The following is an 18,648-nucleotide window of genomic DNA, read 5'->3' on the forward strand; positions in this document are numbered from 1 at the left end:
AGCATACGCAGGCGTCAGGGGCGGTCGAGGCGGAGGCGGTCCGCCCGGGGCAGGCCCGCGACGACCAGGTCGTACGAGTCCTCGACGAGCTCCCGGACCAGCTGGTCCGGGAGGTCGCCGTCGACGGTGACCGTGTTCCAGTGACGCTTGTTCATGTGCCAGCCGGGGACGATGAGGTCCTCGTGCTCGCCGCGGAGGCGGACCGCCTCGTCCGGGTCGCACTTGAGGTTGACCTTCAGGGGGCGCGCGTCCAGGTGCGACAGGGCGAACAGCTTGCCCCGCACCTTGAAGACCGAGATCTCCGGGCTGAACGGGAAGTCCTCCACCGCCGCGTTGAAGGACAGGCAGAACGCGCGCAGTTCCTGCGGGGTCATTCCGGCTTCTCCTCCCCGGGCGGGCCCGCCGGCTCCGCCAGCACCGTCACGATCTTGTTCCGGCGGCCGGCCGCGGCCTCCGCCGTCAGGCGCAGTTCCCGGCCGTCGGGCAGGTCCACGACGGACGAGGCACCCGCGATGGGGACGCGGCCCAGCGCCTTGGCCAGCAGGCCGCCGACCGTCTCGACGTCCTCGTCGTCGAACTCCTCCAGGCCGTACAGCTCGCCCAGGTCGCCGATGTCGAGGCGGGCCGTGACGCGGAAGCGGTCGTGGCCGAGCTCCTCGACCGGCGGCAGTTCGCGGTCGTACTCGTCGGTGATCTCGCCGACGATCTCCTCGAGGATGTCCTCGATGGTGACGATGCCGGCCGTGCCGCCGTACTCGTCGATGACGACGGCGACGTGGTTGCGCTCCTTCTGCATCTCGCGCAGCAGGTCACCGGCGTTCTTGGTGTCGGGCACGAAGAACGCCGGGCGCATGGCCGTGGACACCTGCTCGGACTCGGCGTCGCGGCTGATGTGCGTCTTGCGGGCCAGGTCCTTCAGATACACGATGCCGACGATGTCGTCCTCGCTCTCCCCGGTCACGGGAATGCGCGAGAAACCGGAGCGCAGGGCGAGGGTGAGGGCCTGGCGGATGGTCTTGAAGCGCTCGATCACCACCAGATCCGTGCGCGGGACCATGACCTCGCGGACGAGGGTGTCGCCCAGCTCGAAGACCGAGTGCACCATGCGGCGCTCCTCGTCCTCGATGAGGGACTCCTTCTCGGCGAGGTCGACCAGGGCGCGCAGTTCCGCCTCGGAGGCGAAGGGGCCGCGACGGAAGCCCTTGCCGGGCGTGAGCGCGTTGCCGATGAGGATCAGCAGCGACGGGATCGGGCCCATGACCCGCGCCAGCGGCACCAGGATGTACGCCGACACCGTCGCGGTGTTCAGCGGGTGCTGGCGGCCGATGGTGCGCGGGGAGACGCCGACGGCGACGTACGACACCAGGACCATGACCGCGATGGCGACCAGGAGGGCCTCGGTGGTGCCGTCGAACTGCTGCAGGCAGCCGTAGGTGATCAGCGCGGCGGCGGCCATCTCGCAGGCGACGCGGACCAGCAGCGCCACGTTGAGGTAGCGGGTCGGGTCGGCGGCGACCTGGGAGAGCTTGGCGCTGCCGCGGCGGCCGGAGCGCACGGCCTCCTCGGCGCGGAAGCTGGAGACGCGCGCGAGGCCCGCCTCCGCGCAGGCGGCGAGCCAGGCCACGACCACCAGGGCGATGGCGCCCAGGACGAGTTGCGGACTCATCGGCGGCGCTACGAGACCGTCGGCGCCGGGGACGGGCCGGTCAGGCCCCGCTCCGAGCGCCAGCCGTCCACGATGGCCGCCTGGAGGCCGAACATCTCGGCCTTCTCGTCCGGTTCCTCGTGGTCGTAGCCCAGCAGGTGCAGCACGCCGTGGACGGTGAGCAGCTGGAGCTCCTCGTCCATGGAGTGCTGCGTGTCGGCCTCGGCCCCCTGCTTGGTGGCTACTTCGGGACACAGCACGATGTCGCCGAGCAGCCCCTGCGGCGGCTCGTCGTCGTCCTTGGACGGCGGGCGCAGCTCGTCCATGGGGAAGGACATGACATCCGTCGGACCGGGGAGGTCCATCCACTGGATGTGGAGCTGCTCCATGGCGTCGGCGTCCACGACGATCACCGAGAGCTCGGAAAGCGGGTGGATGCGCATCCGAGCGAGCGCGTAGCGGGCGATGTCGAGGATCGCCTGCTCGTCGACCTCGGTGCCGGACTCGTTGTTGACGTCGATCGACATGGTGCTGTGTGTGTCTACTTCCCCTTGTGCCCGGACTTGCCGCGGCTCTTGTGCGCGCCGTTCTGGGTGCCGTGCGTGGTGTCGTACTTCTCGTACGCGTCGACGATACGGCCCACCAGCTTGTGCCGGACGACGTCCTGGGACGACAGCCGCGAGAAGTGGACGTCCTCCACGCCGTCCAGGATGTCCTGAATCTGCCGCAGACCGCTCTTCGTCCCGTCCGGCAGGTCGACCTGGGTCACGTCACCCGTGATCACGATCTTCGACTCGAAGCCGAGGCGGGTGAGGAACATCTTCATCTGCTCGGGGCTCGTGTTCTGGGCCTCGTCCAGGATGATGAAGGCGTCATTGAGCGTACGGCCCCGCATGTACGCCAGCGGTGCGACCTCGATGGTGCCAGCCGCCATCAGCCGCGGGATCGAGTCCGGGTCGAGCATGTCGTGCAGCGCGTCGTACAGCGGGCGCAGGTACGGGTCGATCTTCTCGTAGAGCGTGCCCGGGAGGAAGCCGAGACGCTCTCCGGCCTCGACCGCGGGGCGGGTCAGGATGATGCGGTTGACCTGCTTGGACTGCAGGGCCTGCACGGCCTTGGCCATCGCCAGGTACGTCTTGCCGGTGCCCGCGGGGCCGATGCCGAAGACGATCGTGTGCTTGTCGATCGCGTCGACGTAGCGCTTCTGGTTGAGCGTCTTGGGGCGGATGGTGCGGCCACGTGAGGACAGGATGTTCTGCGTGAGCACCTCGGCCGGGGTCTCCTGGCCGTCGCTCTCGCCGTTGTCGCTCGCCTTGAGCATGGCGATCGAGCGTTCCACTGCGTCCTCCGTCATCGGCTGCCCGGTGCGGAGCACCAGCATCATCTCGTCGAACACGCGCGAAATGAGGGCGAGGTCGTTCGGGTCGCCGATCGCGCTGATCTCGTTGCCCCGGACATGGATGTCGGCCGCCGGGAAGGCCTTCTCGATCACGCGCAGGAGGGAGTCGCCGGACCCCAGCACGGTCACCATGGGGTGCTGGGCGGGGACGGTGAACTGCGCTCTCGCCTGCTCCTGCGCGGGGGTGTGAGCTGTGGGTGTCTGAGTCATGGGCCGGCGCTGAAGGCCTGCGGTTCCTCCTCTTCACGGCCGCGTAGCTGAGGGCGGCCTCGCGATTCCCAGGGTACGACGGGGGAGTGACAACGCCGTAGGGTTTTTGGGGGGCGGGGTTGGAATCCGGGGAGAGCGGGCCCTCCTGGCCGACCGTGCCGGGCGGCGGGTGGGCACAGGTCCGGACTCCAGGGGGCCGGGCGCACCCTGGTACGGCCCGATCACGCCGAGCGCCGGAACCCGATCGTCGGAACAGCCCGCCGCAACGGCCAGGGCCTCACCAACTCCTCCGACACCAGGTCCGCCAGAAACCCGTACCTCCCCAGCGCCACCGCCGACTGCCGTTCGACGGACTGCACCTCCCGCCACCACGCCGCGATCTCCGACCACCCCGGCGCCGACAACGACCCCCCGAACTCCTGCACCGACAGCGCCGCCGTCAGCCCGGCGAGGGCCAGCCGGTCCGCCAGCGGCCAGTCCGCCAGCGTCCCGGCCACGAACCCGGCGACGAACACGTCCCCGGCTCCCGTCGGGTCGAGCGCCTCGACCTCGATCGCCGGCACCTCCGCCGTCTCCCCGGTGCGACGGTCCACCGCATACGCCCCGTCGGCGCCGAGGGTGACCACCGCGACCGGCACGTACGCGGTCAGGGCGTGCGCGGCGGCCCGGGGGCAGTCCGTGCCCGTGTACCGCATCGCCTCCTCCGCGTTGGGCAGGAACGCCTCGCAGTGCCGCAGGTCGGGCAGCGCCGCCAGGTCCCATGCCCCTGTGTCGTCCCAGCCGACGTCGCCGAAGACCCGGGTGCCGTTGCTCGCGGCCTGGGCGATCCAGGGCGCGCTCACGCCGGGCGCGAGGGAGGCGACGGCGGCCCGCGCGCGGGAAGGGCATTGCGGCGCGGGCTCCTCGGGGGGCGGCTGGTGGCCGTGCGAGACCATCGTGCGCTCCCCCTCGTAGGCCATGGAGACGGTCACCGGGGAGTGCCAGCCGGGCACCGTGCGTGACGGGGAGAGGTCGATGCCCTCGCCGTGTTCCAGGGCGTCCCAGCAGTAGTCGCCGTAGTGGTCGTCGCCGAAGGCCGCCGCGAGCGACGTGCGCAGGCCGAGGCGGGCCAGGGCCGTCGCCATGTTGGCCACGCCACCGGGGCTGGACCCCATCCCGCGCGCCCAGGACTCCGTGCCGCGCACCGGGGCGGAGTCGAGGCCGGTGAAGATGATGTCCAGGAAGACGGTGCCGGTGAGATAGACGTCCCAGGGCGGGTCGTCCGGTGTGCGCAGCGGGGCGAGGGGATCGACCTGACTCTGGCGGTGCGATCCCTTTCCGGCCGGGCCCTTTCCGGCCGGGGCGGTGGACGCGATCACGATGCGCTCCCTGACGTGGTGCGGATCAGGCCAGTCTGCACCACGTCACCGACAACGTGACGCCGATCACGCCGGACCCACCCGTCCCGTCAGCCTACGCCGGGCCCTCGCGCGCCGCCGCCCCGGCTGGAGCGGGCCTTACCAGCGGGGCATCGCGGGGGTCACCCAGTCCGGGTCGGCGGTCCGCATCGCCGCCGCGTCGTCACGGTCCCGCAGACCGCCGTCGTCATCCAGCCACCGCTGGTGCAGTGCGGCCAGCCGCTCGCGGTCGAGCTCCACGCCGAGGCCGGGAGCGTCGGACACGGCGACCTTGCCGCCCTCGAAGGTGAGCCGCTCGGTGAGGACGTCCTCGGACTGCCAGGGGTAGTGGGAGTCGCAGGCGTGATGGAGGTCGGGGACCGTGGCCGCCACGTGGGTCATCGCGGCGAGCGAGATGCCCAGGTGGGTGTTGGAGTGCATGGACACGCCGACGCCGAAGGCGCGGCAGACGGCGGCGAGTTGCTGGGTGTTGCGCAGGCCGCCCCAGTAGTGGTGGTCGGAGAGCACGACCTGCACGGCGCCCCGGGTGAACGCCTCCTTGATCTCGGCGAAGGTCGTCACGCACATGTTGGTGGCGAGCGGCACCCCGGTGCGCTCGGCGACCTCGGCCATGGCGGGCGTGCCGAGCGCCGGGTCCTCCAGGTACTCCAGGACGTCCTCGAGCTCCTGGGCGACCTTGACGGACGTCTCCACGGACCAGGCGCCGTTCGGGTCGAGCCGCAGCGGGTGCCCCGGGAAGGCCTCGGCGAGCGCCCGCACGGCCGCGATCTCCTCGTCGGGCGGGAAGACGCCGCCCTTGAGCTTGAAGGACGTGAAGCCGTAGCGCTCGGTGAAGCGGCGGGCCTGCTCCACCACTCCCGCCGGGTCGACGGCGGCGCCCCAGTCGTCCTTCTCGGCCGGGAGGCCCTCGGGGTGGCCGGCCCACTTGTAGAACAGATAGGCGCTGTACTCGACGGCGTCGCGCACCTTGCCGCCGAGCAGTGCGTGCACGGGCAGTCCGAGCGCTTTTCCGAGGGCGTCGAGGCAGGCGACCTCGAAGCCGGAGACGACGGACAGCCGCAGCTTGCCGGCGGTCTGGACGCCGCGCAGCCCACCCACGTCGACGGCGTTCTCCACGCGGGAGGCGTCGACCGCGACTTGGTCGGCGACCGCGAACAGGCCGTTCAGATCGCTGACCTGGCGCCCCTTCAGCCGCTCGGCGAAGGGCCGGGCCAGCTCCAGGTACTTGGCATCGCCGTAGGTCTCCCCCACGCCGGTGATGCCGTCGGCCGTGACGACCTCGACGATCAGCCGGGGCGTGTAGGGCTGGTGCACGCCCTGGGTGTTCAGCAGCGGCGGGTCCGCGACCAGGATCGGCGTCAGGCGGACGTCGGCGATGGCGAGGTTCACGAAGCGGCTCCTACGAGGTCGGTCCGGCGGCGAGGACGGTGGCGAGGTGTCGCTGCGCGGCCACCGTCGATCCAGCGCGGCCAGCTCCCCATACAGACGTCATCTACATACGAGAATGATGACTGAGGATGTGAACGTCAACCGCCGTGATGCGTGAGATCCGGGCGAAAGCCGAGACGACCGTTCCGACGGGGCCGGATCGATGCGCCGGCGTTGGCGAAAGCGTCGTCGACGACCAACGAAAGGCGCTCGTTTACCCGGGCTCCCCCACCCCAAACACAACGTGCTCCAGATCACAGGCCCCGGACTCCCGTGTCCGACTACGTGCTTGATACAAATTGCTCGCGCGTTCCTGTCCGTCGACGGTCGTCGCCCCATCCCCCCTTTTCCCCCGCTCCTTTCGCATGCCCTGGGAACGCCCGTGTTCGCCCCCCGCACCACTCCCTGGCCCCTCGTCGCCCTTTTCACGGCCGGGTACCTCGCTCCGTATCTGCTGCCCACGACCGTCGGCAGACTCGACTCGGACCTTCCGCTCTCCGCCACGCAGGCCGGTGCCGTCGGCAGCGCCCTGCTGCTGAGTTCGGCCGCCGCCGGATTCGTCCTGGCCTCCCGGGTCGAGCGGGTCGGAGCCCGCACCCTGGCCCGGCTCGGCCTCGCCCTGGCCCTGCTCGGCTACGGCGGTGCCGCCCTGACCACCGCCGTCCCCGCCGTCATCGCCGGCGCGATCGTCGGCGGGTTCGGCTCCGGCACGGCCACCACCGTCGCCGCGACCCTCATCGCCGGGCAGAAGGATCCGCACCGGGCCTCCACGGCCGGACTGCTCACCGTCTCCGCCCTCGCGGGCGCCGTGTATCTGACGGTGCCGCACCTCGGCCCGGGGCACGGACTGCCCCTGGCCGCGATCGCCCTCACGGCCCTGGCCGTCTGGCCGCTCACCGGCCGCCTCCCCCTCGGCACGCCCGTCGCGCCCACCCGGCCGCACAAGGCCCGGCTGCCGCACGCCCGTTCGGGGCTGGTGCTGGCCGCCGCCATGGTGTGCTGGTCGCTCGCCCAGAACTCCCTGTGGGGCGTGAGCGGACGCATAGGCCTGGAGCAGGCGCACCTCGGCGAGGCCACCGTCGGTATTGTCTTCGCCCTCGGACTCGGCGCCGGACTGACCGGGGTCCTCGCGGCGGGCGCCCTCGGAGCCCGCCTCGGACGTGCCGTGCCCATCGGCGGCGGCACGGTCCTCATCGCCGTCTGCATCGTGCTCAGCGCCTCCGCGACCGGCCTGGGGAGCTTCGCGGCCGGCGAGATCGCCTGGAACACGCTCTACCCGGTGGTGCTGTCGTACCTCATCGGGCTCGCCGCGTCGCTCGACCCGCGCGGCCGCTGGGCGGTGCTGGTCGGCTCGGCCTCCTCGCTGGGCACGGCCGCCGGGCCGCTGACCGGCAGCGTGCTGTCGGCGCAGGCCGGGTTCCCGGTCATGGGCGCGGTGCTCGGCGCCGGACTGCTGGTGATCGCCCTGCCGATGACCGCCGTCGCCCTGCACACCGGCGGACGCCCACTGCTGCCCGGCGCGATCCGCCGCCGCGGCGGCCACCCGGCCGCCCTGGTCGCCGCCGCCACCGGCACCCCCACCGGCGCGGTCCCCGAGATCGGCGCCCCGGAGCAGCCGGTGGTGGAGATCCCCGTGGAGGCCGCCGCGGTCCCCGCCCGGCGCGCCTACGGCAAGGCGGGGTCGGAGGCCTTCTGACCTGCCCGGGACTACCCGAAGGCGTACGCCTCCACCTCGGCCAGGTACCGCGCCCGCAGCTCCTCGTCGTCCTCCAGGAAGGAGGCCAGGAAGGAGTTGCGGGCGAGCTCCCGCAGCCGCTCGCCGGTGAGGCCGAGGGTGGCGCGCACGGCGTCGAAGTTGTCGCCGGCGTATCCGCCGAAGTAGGCCGGGTCGTCGGAGTTGACCGTGCACATCAGGCCGGCGTCCAGCATGGCGGGCAGCGGGTGGTCGGCGAGGGTGTCGACCGTGCGCAGCCGGACGTTGGACAGCGGGCACAGCGTCAGCGGCACCCGGTCGCGCACCAGCCGCTCCACCAGCGCGGGGTCCTCCACGCAGCGCAGCCCGTGGTCGACGCGTTCGACGCCGAGGACGTCCAGCGCCTCGGTGATGTACTCCGGCGGGCCTTCCTCACCGGCGTGCGCGACCCGCCGCAGTCCGAGGGCGGCGGCGGCCTCGTAGACCTCGCGGAACTTCACCGGCGGGTGCCCGACCTCGGCGGAGTCGAGGCCGACGCCGGTGATCCGGTCCAGGTAGGGCTTGGCGGCGTCCAGCGTGGCCAGGGCCGACTCGGCGGACTCGTCGCGCAGGAAGCACAGGATGAGCCGGGTCGAGACGCCGTGGTTCGCCTGGCTGCTCCCCAGCGCCCGCCACAGCCCCTCGACGACCGTGCCGATCTCCAGCCCGCGGCCGGTATGGGCCTGTGGGTCGAAGAAGATCTCCGCGTGCCGCACGCCCTGCGCGGCGGCCCGGGCGAGATAGGCGTTCGCCAGGTCCTCGAAGTCCCGCTCGGTGCGCAGGACGGCCATGAGCTCGTAGTACAGGTTCAGGAAGGACTGCAGGTCCTCGAAGCGGTAGGCCTCGCGCAGCTCGTCCGTGTCGGCGTACGGCAGCGTGACGCCGTTGCGCGCGGCGAGTTCGAAGGCGAGTTCCGGTTCCAGGGTGCCTTCGATGTGAAGGTGCAGTTCGGCTTTGGGGAGGGACATCAATTCATCGTACGACCGTTTCACCGACGCTTCGGAACCGGCACTCTCAGTAGATCGTGGGCGACGGTCAGCTCACCGTCGTACCCGGCGGCCCGTGCCTGCCGCTCGAACTCTCCCCCACGGTCGGTGTAGCGCTGGCTGAAGTGGGTCAGCACGAGGTGCCGCACCCCGCCGTCCCGGGCCACCCGCGCGGCCTGAACGGCCGTCAGGTGCCCGTGCTCGACGGCGAGTTCCTCGTCCTCGTCGAGGAACGTCGACTCGATGACGAGCATGTCGCAGCCCTCGGCGAGTGCGTACACGCCGTCGCACAGCCGGGTGTCCATGACGAACGCGAACCGCTGCCCGCGGCGCACCTCGCTGACATCCTCCAGGGAAATCCCGCCGAGTGCTCCCTCGCGCTGGATGCGGCCGACGTCCGGCCCCTTGATGCCGTGCGCGGCGAGCAGCTCGGGCAGCATGCGGCGGCCGTCGGGCTCGACGATCCGGTACCCGTACGACTCCACCGGGTGCGACAGCTTCCGGGCCTGAAGCGTGTAGCCGCCGGTGCGGGCGAGGGGCCCGTCGGCGTCGACCGGGGCCTCGGTGATGCCGACGGTCTCGCGGTAGGCGGTGGCGTACCGGAGCCGGTCGAAGAAGCGCTGCCCGGAGCGGGGGTAGTGGGCAGTGATCTGGTGCGGGACCCGGTCGAGATTGATGCGCTGGATCACGCCGGCGAGGCCCAGGGAGTGGTCACCGTGGAAGTGCGTGACGCAGATCCGGTTCAGGTCGTGCGCGGCGACCCCGGCACGCAGCATCTGGCGCTGCGTGCCCTCGCCGGGGTCGAACAGGATGCCCTCGCCGTCCCAGCGCAGCAGGTAGCCGTTGTGGTTGCGGTGCCGGGTCGGGACCTGGCTGGCGGTGCCGAGGACCACGAGTTCACGTACGGACAAGGCGGATTACCCCGGGGGCCAGTCGAGGCCGCGGCCGCCGAGCACGTGGGCGTGCACGTGCCAGACCGTCTGGCCCGCACCGCTGCCGGTGTTGAAGACGAGGCGGAAGCTCTCGAGCTTCTCCTCGTCGGCGACGGCCTGGGCCTCGCGCAGCACGTCGGCGGTGAGGGCCGGGTCGGCGGCGGCGAGGGCGGCGGCGTTCCTGTAGTGCGCCTTGGGGATGACCAGGACGTGGGTGGGGGCCTGCGGGTTGATGTCGCGGAACGCGATGGTCGTCTCTGTCTCGCGGACGATGGTCGCCGGGATGGTGCCTGCGACGATCTTGCAGAACAAGCAGTCTTCCTGGGGCTCCCCTGCCATTTTCCCTCCGGGGGTCGGCCGATCCGTGTCGGACCCGGGCATCGTATCGTCGTCGGGTGCGGGTGCGTTGTGGCTGGTCCCGCGCCCCTCAAGAGGTCGGCACAGCCGGGGGCGTCTTGGCCGGACTGGTCTCCAACGCCTCCAACGCCAGCCGGATCGCCTCGTCCAGCTGCGTGTCCCTGCCCGCCGCGTAGTCCTGCGGGCGCTGCAGGACCTCCACATCCGGGTCCACCCCGTGGTTCTCCACGCCCCACTCGTACCCCTCCAGCCAGAAGGCGTACTTGGGCTGGGTCACGAGGGTGCCGTCGACCAGGCGGTAGCGGCTGTCGATGCCGATGACGCCGCCCCAGGTGCGGGTGCCGACGACCGGGCCGAGGCCGAGTGCCTTGACGGCCGCGTTGACGATGTCGCCGTCGGAGCCGGAGAACTCGTTGGCGACGGCCACGACGGGGCCGCGCGGGGCGTCCTCCGGGTAGCTGTAGGGGCGCATGCCGCGCGGGACGGCCCAGCCGACGATGCGGCGGGCGAGCTTCTCCACGACCAGCTGGGAGGTGTGGCCGCCCCGGTTCTCGCGGACGTCGACGACCAGGCCCTCGCGGGCCACCTCGACGCGCAGGTCGCGGTGGATCTGGGCCCAGCCGGGCGCCTGCATGTCGGGGACGTGGAGGTAGCCGAGGCGGCCGCCGGACCTCTCGTGGACGTAGGCGCGGCGGTCGGCGACCCAGGCGTGGTAGCGCAGGGGTTCCTCGTCGGCGACCGGGACGACGACGGCGTGCCGGGGGTCGCCGCCGCCGGACGGGGAGATGGTCAGCTCCACCGGCTTGTTCGCCGTGCCGATCAGCAGCGGGCCGGGCCCGGCGACCGGGTCGACGGGCTGTCCGGCGATCGCGACGATGGCGTCGCCGGGGCGTACCGCGACGCCGGGGGCGGCCAGCGGGCTGCGGGCGTCCGGGTCGGAGGTCTCGGAGGGCAGAATGCGGTCGACTCGCCAACTGCCGTCCTCGTGGCGGGAGATGTCGGCGCCGAGCAGGCCCTGGCGGGGGCCGCCGCCGTGCCCGCCGCGCGGGGTGACGTAGGCGTGCGAGGTGCCGAGCTCGCCCTGGACCTCCCAGAGCAGGTCGACCAGGTCGTCGTGGGTGGCGAGCCGCTCCACGACCGGACGGTAGCGGTCGAGGACGCCGTCCCAGTCGACGCCGCTCATGTCGGGCCGCCAGAAGTGGTCCCGCATGATGCGGCCGTTCTCGTCGAACATCTGGCGCCACTCGGCCGCCGGGTCGACGAACTGGCGTACGCGGCCCAGGTCGACGGTGATGTTGGTGTCGCTGTCGTCGTCGCCCGAGGCGCGCCGGTCGCTGGGGACGACCTTCAGCCGCCCGTCGGTCCACAGCAGCACCCGCTTGCCGTCACCGCTGACCGCGAAGTGGTCGGCGTCGACGGCGAGATGCTCGACGCGCTGCTGGGCGAGGTCGTAGCGCTCCAGCTCGGACTTGGGTTCGGGGTCGTCGGGGGTGGCCCGGGACGCGCCGAGCACACCGGTGACCGGGTGGCGCAGCCACAGGACGCCGTCCTTGGCGGCGCGCAGGTTGGTGTAGCGGGCGGCCTCGACCGGGAAGGGCACGATGCGGTCGGCGAGGCCTTCGAGGTCGATGCGGGTGGTGGGGGTGCCCTCGCTGTCGGGGGTCTCCTCCCGGTCGGGCGTCTCGAAGGACCGGCCGTGCCGCTGCGGCCCGAACGGGGAGGGCGTGGTGGCCGCGAGGGTGATCAGATGCGGCCGGGCGCCCACCACGAAGGCCAGGTCGAAGACGTGCTCGTCGTAGACCGGGTCGAAGGAGCGGGTCGACAGGAACGCGAGGTGTTTGCCGTCCATCGTGAAGGCGGGCGCGTAGTCCTGGAAGCGCAGCGGGGTGGCCTCGGTGACCGAGAGGTCGGTGGTGTTGGCGAGCTTCAGCTGGCACAACGGCCGGGGGCCGGGGTGGGACCAGGCCAGCCAGGACGAGTCGGGCGAGAAGACGAGGCCGGACACATCGCCGTCCGCGCTGCGGTCGACCTCCCGCACCTCGCCCGTCTCCCGCTCCACCAGCAGCAGGCGCCCGTCGTGACAGGACACGGCGGCACGGCTGCCGTCGGGCGCCATGGCGAGATCCAGCACCCGGCCGAGCTGCCCGGCGGCGAGCCGGCGGGGTGTCGCCCCCGGGGCGAGTCCGGTGGCGGGCGCGAACTCCAGGGCGTCGTCGCCCGCGGCGTCCGTCACCCACACCACCCACTCCTCGCCGTCCGCGCGGAACGTCCGCGGCAGCCGGGCCCGTACCCCGGGCGTGGCGGCCAGGGCGCGGGCCGGGCCGGAGCGGTGGGTGACCCAGTGCACTGAGCCGCGTACGGCGACCGCGCTGCCGCGTGCGGTGTGGTCCGGGGACGCCGACCCGAACCACCGGGAGGCGTTCACCGGGAACGGCTGAAGGTCGGCGCGCTGCCCGCCCAGCCGCACGTCCAGCCGCCGCGGCTCGGCCCCCTCCAGGTCGTCCAGCACCCACAGTTCACCGGCGCTGGAGTAGACGACACGGGTGCCGTCGGTCGCGGCGTGCCGGGCGTAGAAGCCGTCGACGGGTGTGTGCCGGCGCAGGTCGGACCCGTCGGCGAGGGAGGAGTAGAGCGCGCCGGTGCCCTCGTGGTCGGAGAGGAAGGCGATCCGGTCTCCCACCCACAGCGGGTATTCGATGTTGCCGTCGAGCTCCTCGTGCAGCCGCACGAACTCCCCGTTGTCCTCGGGGTCGATCCACAACTTGCCCGCCGTACCGCCCCGGTACCGCTTCCACCAGGCGGCCTCGCGCCCCATCGGCGCGGACAGCAGCACGGTGTGCGGCCCGTGTGCGACGTCGCCCACGGGCCCGTACGGCAGGGTGGTGGCCGGGCCGCCGTCCAGCGGGACGGCACGCGCCCAGGTGCGGCGCAGGCTCGCCTGGCCCTGGGTGCTGATCGCCAGGACCTCGCCGTCCGGGGTCCAGCCACGCACCTGGGTCTTGAGACTTCCCCAGTACGTCAGCCGCTTGGCGGGACCGCCGTCGACCGGGGCGATGAGCACCTCGGGGGCGCCGTCTCTCGTGGAGGTCCAGGCGACGGTGGTGCCGTCGGGCGAGATGCGGGGCTGGGTCACCGGCATGTTGTCGGCGCTGACCCGCCAGGCCCGGCCGCCGTCGAGTGGAGCGAGCCACACGTCGTCCTCGGCGGTGAAGGCGACCAGGTCACCGTGCACATGGGGGAACCGGAGGTAAGCAGGCGATGTCACCTGATCACCCTATGCAGGGACGGCGCCGCACGGACAGGGTTCGGATCACTTGCCCTCGACGGGGCGGCAGTCCGGGTACCGCTCGCACCAGATGGTCTGGGTGACGGTCACGGTGACGGTCGGCCCGGGCTGCCCGTTCGGGGGCCCGCCGACGGGAGGCGGGCTGGTGGAGTCGCAGTCGCCGAGTCCGTCGACCTCGAACCACACCTTGCCGTCCACCTTGGCGGTGATGTTCCCGCGCACGCACGCACCGTCCACCGCGTGGGTGACCTTGCCGTGGACGGTGATCTCCTTGCCGTCGTCGGTCTCGCCCTGGCAGTCGACGGTCGCGACGGTCCGCTCACGCGCGGAGGGTGACGCCGTCCCGGCGTTCTCGCCGTAGGAGGCGGTGCACGTGAGCCAACGCACCCCCGCCTTCTGCCGGTTGAGCTCCTCCGTCACGGCCTCGTCGGTGGTGTACGCGACGGACGCGGCGCTGACGCTGCCGGGCTCGCAGGCGACGGCGCCGCCCACCGCCAGCACGGCGAACGTCGCCGCGACCGCCACCCGCCGGCCGCGCGGCCCCAGCCGGTTCCTCCTCGAAGCCCCCATGGAGGGGAGCCTGCCACTGACGGGGCCCGCGCGGTAGGGCGCAAAGGCGTCAGCCGCGCAGCAGCAACCACTCCTGGAGCTGCACCACGTTGCCCTCGGGGTCCTTGAGATGAGCCACCCGCATACGGTCCGTCCGCCCCCACCGCACCGGAGTGATGCCGTGGGGCATCGGACCGTCCAGGCCGATCGGCGTGTTCCTGGACGTGAGGAAACCCGCCCCCGCGTCCCCGGACCACGGACACGATCCGTCGGCGCCGGACGCGGAGCGAACGCGGGCAACCAGAACGTCCAACACCGTCCGGAGCGTCCGGAGCGTCCGGAGCGTCCGGCCGAGCATGAGTTCCGGCAACAGGGCTCACTCCCGCTCAGTCCCTAGGAACGGTCAGGACCAGCGTCCGGTGCGTGCCAGGAGTACGGCTGCGGCGGCCGTCCCGGCGGTCGATGTGCGCAGCACACTGCTCCCGAGGCGGTACGCCCCGGCCCCTGCGTCCTCGAACAGCGCCAACTCCTCCGGCGCCACGCCCCCCTCGGGCCCCACGACCAGCACGATCTCGCCGGTGGCCGGCAGGTCGGCCGTCGCCAGCGGCGTGTCCCCGCTCTCGTGCAGCACGGCGGCGAACTCCGCCCCGGCCAGCAGGGAGGCGACCTGCCGGGTCGTCGCCGCCTCCGCGACCTCCGGGAAGCGCACCCGGCGTGACTGCTTGCCGGCCTCCCGGGCCGTAGCGCGCCACTTGCCCAGCGCCTTCGCCCCGCGGTCGCCCCTCCACTGTGTGATGCAGCGCGCCGCCGCCCACGGCACGACGGCGTCGACGCCGACCTCGGTCATCGTCTCGACGGCGAGCTCCCCCCGGTCGCCCTTGGGCAGCGCCTGGACGACGGTGACCCGGGGCTGCTCGAAAGGCTCCTCATGCACCGAGTCCAGCTGGAGGATCAGCCGGTCCTTGCCTTCCGTGTCGAGCACGACGCAGTCCGCCCAGCGCCCGGCCCCGTCCGTGAGGACGACGTCCTCACCGGCCCGCAGGCGCTTCACGGAGACGGCGTGCCGCCCCTCGGGACCGTCGAGGACGTACCGGCCGCCGCCGTCCGCGTCGAAGTGCTCGACCACGAACACCGGCGCGGTCACAGCACGCCACCGCCCGTCAGCGAAGCCCGGGCGGCGGCCAGCTCCCCGGCCAGCACCTCGACGAGCTGCCCGGCGGGCAGTTCCCGCGCCATCCGGTGCCCCTGCCCGGCCCACAGCGCCATGCCCTGCGCGTCACCGGCCTTGGCGGCGGCCTTGCGCAGCGGCGAGGTGAGGTGGTGGATCTCGGGGTAGGCGGCGGGCGCGTAGGGGCCGTGCTCGCGCAGGAAACGGTTGACGAGGCCGCGTGCCGGACGACCGGAGAACGCCCGGGTCAACTCCGTGCGGACGAAGAGGGGGTTGGTCAGCGCCTGCTTGTGCAGGGCGTTCGCACCGGACTCGTGCGTGGCGAGGAACGCGGTGCCCAGCTGGGCCGCGCTCGCGCCCGCCGCGAGGACCCCGGCGATCTGGCCGCCGCGCATGATGCCGCCGGCGGCGACGATCGGGATGCTCACCGCCTCGCGCACCTGGGCGATCAGCGACAGCAGCCCGATGCCGGAACCGTCCGTCTCGGGGACGTCCCGGTGGGTGCCCTGGTGGCCGCCGGCCTCGACGCCCTGGGCGATGACGCCGTCCGCACCCGCCCGCTCGACGGACCTGGCCTCATCGGGGGTGGTCGCGGCGGCCAGGACGAAGGTGCCGACGCGGTGCAGGGCGTCGACGACCTCACGGCTCGGGACGCCGAAGTGGAACGACACCACCGGCACGGGGTTGTCGCGCAGCACCACGAGCTTGGCCTCGAAGCCGTCGTCGCGTCCGCTGTCCGGATCGCCGAGCTCCGCCTCGTACCAGGTGGCCTCGCCGGCCAGCTGGTGGGCGTAGACGTCAACGGCGGCGGGATCGGCGTACTCCGGCTGCGGCATGAAGACGTTGACGCCGAAGGGCCGGCCGGTGAGGCTCCGGAGCTGCTTGATCTCCTGGTACATCCCGTCGGCGGTCTTGTACCCGGCGGCGAGGAACCCGAGCCCGCCCGCTTCGCACACGGCAGCGGCGAGCTGCGGCACGGAGACGCCGCCCGCCATGGGGGCCTGCACGATCGGGTGGGGGAAGAGATCGGTCAGTGCGGAGGACATGACCGCATGTTGTCACGTCCTCCGAACAACCCCGAAACCGGCCTGCCGACTGGCATAGACCAGAAGCACGCCCGGTCTCACCGCCCGCCGGAGCGCCCTCCAACCGACACCCCCCGGCCCCCCGGCCGCAGTCCGGCCACCCGCGTCAGCGCCCGTTGAAGGCGTCCTTCAACCGCGAGAACAGCCCCTGCTGCCCCGGCTGGAACTGGCCCGTGGGGCGCTCCTCGCCGCGCAGCTTGGAGAGCTCGCGGAGCAGGCGTTCCTGCTCGGGGTCGAGCTTGGTCGGGGTCTGGACCTCGACGTGGACGATGAGGTCACCGCGTCCGCCGCCGCGCAGGTGCGTGACGCCCCGGCCGTGCAGGGGGATCGACTGGCCGGACTGGGTGCCCGGGCGGATGTCGACCTCCTCCATGCCGTCGAGCGTCTCCAGCGGCACCTTCGTGCCGAGGGACGCCGCCGTCATGGGGATCGTCACCGTGCAGTGCAGGTCGTCACCGCGGCGCTGGAACGTGCTGTGCGGCAGCTCGTGGATCTCGACGTAGAGGTCACCGGCCGGACCGCCGCCGGGGCCGACCTCGCCCTCGCCGGCGAGCTGGATCCGGGTGCCGTTGTCGACACCGGCCGGGATCTTGACCGTGAGCGTGCGGCGGGAGCGCACCCGGCCGTCGCCCGCGCACTCGGGGCACGGCGTCGGGACGACCGTGCCGAAGCCCTGGCACTGCGGGCACGGGCGGGACGTCATGACCTGGCCCAGGAAGGACCGGGTGACCTGCGAGACCTCACCGCGGCCGCGGCACATGTCACACGTCTGGGCGGAGGTGCCCGGGGCCGCGCCCTCACCGCTGCAGGTGTTGCAGACGACGGCCGTGTCGACCTGGATGTCCTTCGTCGTGCCGAAGGCCGCCTCGTCGAGCTCGACCTCGATGCGGATCATCGCGTCCTGGCCGCGGCGGGTGCGCGAGCGCGGTCCACGCTGCGACGCCGTGCCGAAGAACGCGTCCATGATGTCCGAGAAGTTCCCGAAGCCGCCGGCTCCGAAGCCGCCCGCGCCGCCGCCACCGGCCTGCGAGAGCGGGTCGCCGCCGAGGTCGTAGACCTGCTTCTTCTGCGGGTCCGACAGCACCTCGTAAGCGGCGTTGATCTCCTTGAACCGCTCCTGGGTCTTCGGATCGGGGTTGACGTCCGGGTGCAGCTCGCGGGCGAGCCGCCGGAAGGCCTTCTTGATCTCTTCCTGCGACGCGTCGCGGCGCACGCCGAGTACGGCGTAGTAGTCCGTGGCCACTACGACTCCGCCAGGATCTGTCCGACGTACCGTGCCACTGCGCGTACCGCTCCCATCGTTCCCGGGTAGTCCATGCGGGTCGGTCCGACCACGCCGAGCTTGGCGACTGCCTCGCCGCCCGAACCGTAGCCGACCGACACGACGGACGTGGAGTTGAGTCCTTCGTGGGCGTTCTCGTGACCGATCCGTACGGTCACGCCCGGATCCTTCGCCTCGCCGAGCAGCTTGAGGAGCACGACCTGCTCCTCAAGCGCCTCCAGCACCGGCCGGATCGTGAGAGGGAAGTCATGCCCGAAGCGGGTCAGATTGGCGGTGCCGCCGATCATCAGCCGCTCCTCGTTCTCCTCGACGAGCGTCTCCAGGAGTGTGGAGAGCACCGTGGAAACCGTACCCCGGTCCTCGTGCTCGAACGCCTCCGGGAGATCCTCCACCAGACTCGGCACATCCGCGAAACGGCGGTTCGCCACGCGGCTGTTGAGCCGCGCGCGAAGATCCGCGAGCGAGGCGTCACCGAACGGCGCCGGGCAGTCGACCACCCGCTGCTCGACCCGTCCGGTGTCCGTGATCAGCACGAGCATCACCCGCGCGGGCGCCAGGGAGAGCAACTCCACATGCCGCACGGTGGACCGGGTCAGCGACGGGTACTGCACGACGGCGACCTGGCGCGTGAGCTGCGCGAGCAGCCGTACCGTGCGCGCCACGACGTCGTCGAGGTCGACGGCACCCTCGAGGAAGTTCTGGATCGCCCGCCGCTCGGGCGCGGTCATCGGCTTGACGCCGGCGAGCTTGTCGACGAACAGCCGGTAGCCCTTGTCGGTGGGGATGCGCCCGGCGCTGGTGTGCGGCTGGGCGATGTACCCCTCGTCCTCGAGGGCCGCCATGTCGTTGCGGACGGTGGCCGGGGAGACGCCGAGGCTGTGCCGCTCGGTGAGGGCCTTGGAGCCCACCGGCTCCTCGGTGCCGACGTAGTCCTGGACGATGGCGCGCAGCACCTGAAGCCTGCGTTCACTGAGCATCGCGCACACCTCCAGAAGTCGTCCGCCCGTTGTCCTGCCTGTCGAGCCTGGCACTCTGCGCGTGCGAGTGCCAGCATTCCCCGGCCCAGTGTACGGCGGTGGGGTACACCCCCGGCAAGGCTGGTCGTGCGGTGCCGTGCCCCGAGCGGGGCGCACCGCTAGCGTCGCCGTATGACGGTGACTTGGGAAGACCTCGGATGGGAGCGCGTGGCCGC

Annotated in this window: 16 protein-coding genes and 1 pseudogene; 1 reads left to right on the forward strand and 16 read right to left on the reverse strand. The window is 72.2% G+C overall.

What is annotated here, in order from left to right; genetic code table 11:
* Positions 1-14: 14 nt before the first annotated feature.
* From ACFU3E_RS28185 to ACFU3E_RS28210, 6 genes are all read right to left on the reverse strand, one after another.
* Entirely contained in the window at positions 15-374 is a 360-nt protein-coding gene (locus ACFU3E_RS28185; protein ID WP_384164054.1) for an MmcQ/YjbR family DNA-binding protein, read from the reverse strand.
* Positions 371-1,666, reverse strand: a complete 1,296-nt coding sequence (locus tag ACFU3E_RS28190) for a hemolysin family protein (RefSeq protein WP_384164057.1) — start codon at positions 1,664-1,666, stop codon at positions 371-373. The genes ACFU3E_RS28185 and ACFU3E_RS28190 overlap by 4 nt, the downstream gene beginning before the upstream one ends.
* 8 nt (positions 1,667-1,674) lie before the next feature.
* Positions 1,675-2,172: an rRNA maturation RNase YbeY gene (gene ybeY, locus ACFU3E_RS28195; protein ID WP_248500566.1), complete on the reverse strand. Its 498-nt coding sequence runs from the start codon at positions 2,170-2,172 to the stop codon at positions 1,675-1,677.
* A 14-nt stretch (positions 2,173-2,186) separates the two neighbouring features.
* On the reverse strand, positions 2,187-3,254 hold the full coding sequence (locus ACFU3E_RS28200) for a PhoH family protein (protein ID WP_384164062.1): 1,068 nt from the start codon (positions 3,252-3,254) through the stop codon (positions 2,187-2,189).
* 221 nt (positions 3,255-3,475) lie between these two features.
* Positions 3,476-4,612 (reverse strand): carbohydrate kinase family protein, encoded by a 1,137-nt coding sequence (locus ACFU3E_RS28205; RefSeq protein ID WP_384164064.1) that lies wholly within the window; start codon positions 4,610-4,612, stop codon positions 3,476-3,478.
* 138 nt (positions 4,613-4,750) lie between these two features.
* Complete coding sequence (locus ACFU3E_RS28210) at positions 4,751-6,040, reverse strand: glucarate dehydratase family protein (RefSeq protein ID WP_384164067.1); 1,290 nt, start codon at positions 6,038-6,040, stop codon at positions 4,751-4,753.
* Between the two features lie 421 nt (positions 6,041-6,461).
* Between ACFU3E_RS28210 and ACFU3E_RS28215 the strand changes: the two genes are divergently transcribed.
* A complete protein-coding gene (locus ACFU3E_RS28215) occupies positions 6,462-7,775 on the forward strand; it encodes an MFS transporter (RefSeq protein ID WP_384164070.1) in 1,314 nt (437 codons plus the stop codon).
* Positions 7,776-7,786: 11 nt separating this feature from the next.
* Here ACFU3E_RS28215 and ACFU3E_RS28220 read toward each other — a convergent pair whose 3' ends face one another.
* From ACFU3E_RS28220 to hrcA, 10 genes and pseudogenes are all read right to left on the reverse strand, one after another.
* Positions 7,787-8,779, reverse strand: a complete 993-nt coding sequence (locus ACFU3E_RS28220; RefSeq protein WP_384164073.1) for an adenosine deaminase — start codon at positions 8,777-8,779, stop codon at positions 7,787-7,789.
* Positions 8,780-8,799: 20 nt separating this feature from the next.
* The gene (locus tag ACFU3E_RS28225) at positions 8,800-9,708 is read right to left on the reverse strand and encodes a ribonuclease Z (protein ID WP_384164076.1); all 909 of its coding nucleotides are present in this window, start codon (positions 9,706-9,708) and stop codon (positions 8,800-8,802) included.
* 6 nt (positions 9,709-9,714) lie between these two features.
* A complete protein-coding gene (locus ACFU3E_RS28230; protein WP_384164078.1) occupies positions 9,715-10,068 on the reverse strand; it encodes a histidine triad nucleotide-binding protein in 354 nt (117 codons plus the stop codon).
* 88 nt (positions 10,069-10,156) lie between these two features.
* Positions 10,157-13,306, reverse strand: coding sequence for a S41 family peptidase (locus tag ACFU3E_RS28235; RefSeq protein ID WP_384164094.1), 3,150 nt, complete (start codon positions 13,304-13,306; stop codon positions 10,157-10,159).
* Positions 13,307-13,396: 90 nt separating this feature from the next.
* Positions 13,397-13,942, reverse strand: a complete 546-nt coding sequence (locus ACFU3E_RS28240; RefSeq protein ID WP_384164081.1) for a hypothetical protein — start codon at positions 13,940-13,942, stop codon at positions 13,397-13,399.
* Positions 13,943-13,991: 49 nt separating this feature from the next.
* Positions 13,992-14,075 (reverse strand): annotated as a pseudogene (locus tag ACFU3E_RS28245) (VOC family protein); the annotation flags it as partial.
* A gap of 249 nt (positions 14,076-14,324) precedes the next feature.
* Positions 14,325-15,065: a 16S rRNA (uracil(1498)-N(3))-methyltransferase gene (locus ACFU3E_RS28250; protein ID WP_384164084.1), complete on the reverse strand. Its 741-nt coding sequence runs from the start codon at positions 15,063-15,065 to the stop codon at positions 14,325-14,327.
* Entirely contained in the window at positions 15,062-16,135 is a 1,074-nt protein-coding gene (locus tag ACFU3E_RS28255) for a nitronate monooxygenase (protein ID WP_384164087.1), read from the reverse strand. Before ACFU3E_RS28255 ends, ACFU3E_RS28250 begins: the two co-directional genes overlap by 4 nt.
* A 145-nt stretch (positions 16,136-16,280) precedes the next feature.
* The gene (dnaJ, locus tag ACFU3E_RS28260) at positions 16,281-17,417 is read right to left on the reverse strand and encodes a molecular chaperone DnaJ (RefSeq protein WP_142164010.1); all 1,137 of its coding nucleotides are present in this window, start codon (positions 17,415-17,417) and stop codon (positions 16,281-16,283) included.
* Entirely contained in the window at positions 17,417-18,433 is a 1,017-nt protein-coding gene (gene hrcA / locus ACFU3E_RS28265) for a heat-inducible transcriptional repressor HrcA (protein WP_033306349.1), read from the reverse strand. The genes dnaJ and hrcA overlap by 1 nt, the downstream gene beginning before the upstream one ends.
* Positions 18,434-18,648: the final 215 nt, after the last annotated feature.

Source organism: Streptomyces sp. NPDC057424 (genome assembly GCF_042803315.1).
GTDB lineage: Bacteria > Actinomycetota > Actinomycetes > Streptomycetales > Streptomycetaceae > Streptomyces.

What these genes read in the sequence shown, in the direction of transcription:
- ACFU3E_RS28220 (WP_384164073.1), bottom strand. Translation starts at nt 8,779, where the DNA reads ATGTCCCTCCCCAAAGCCGAACTGCACCTTCACATCGAAGGCACCCTG.
- ACFU3E_RS28190 (WP_384164057.1), bottom strand. Translation starts at nt 1,666, where the DNA reads ATGAGTCCGCAACTCGTCCTGGGCGCCATCGCCCTGGTGGTCGTGGCC.
- hrcA (WP_033306349.1), bottom strand. Translation starts at nt 18,433, where the DNA reads ATGCTCAGTGAACGCAGGCTTCAGGTGCTGCGCGCCATCGTCCAGGAC.
- ybeY (WP_248500566.1), bottom strand. Translation starts at nt 2,172, where the DNA reads ATGTCGATCGACGTCAACAACGAGTCCGGCACCGAGGTCGACGAGCAG.
- ACFU3E_RS28230 (WP_384164078.1), bottom strand. Translation starts at nt 10,068, where the DNA reads ATGGCAGGGGAGCCCCAGGAAGACTGCTTGTTCTGCAAGATCGTCGCA.
- ACFU3E_RS28240 (WP_384164081.1), bottom strand. Translation starts at nt 13,942, where the DNA reads ATGGGGGCTTCGAGGAGGAACCGGCTGGGGCCGCGCGGCCGGCGGGTG.
- ACFU3E_RS28185 (WP_384164054.1), bottom strand. Translation starts at nt 374, where the DNA reads ATGACCCCGCAGGAACTGCGCGCGTTCTGCCTGTCCTTCAACGCGGCG.
- ACFU3E_RS28255 (WP_384164087.1), bottom strand. Translation starts at nt 16,135, where the DNA reads ATGTCCTCCGCACTGACCGATCTCTTCCCCCACCCGATCGTGCAGGCC.
- ACFU3E_RS28200 (WP_384164062.1), bottom strand. Translation starts at nt 3,254, where the DNA reads ATGACTCAGACACCCACAGCTCACACCCCCGCGCAGGAGCAGGCGAGA.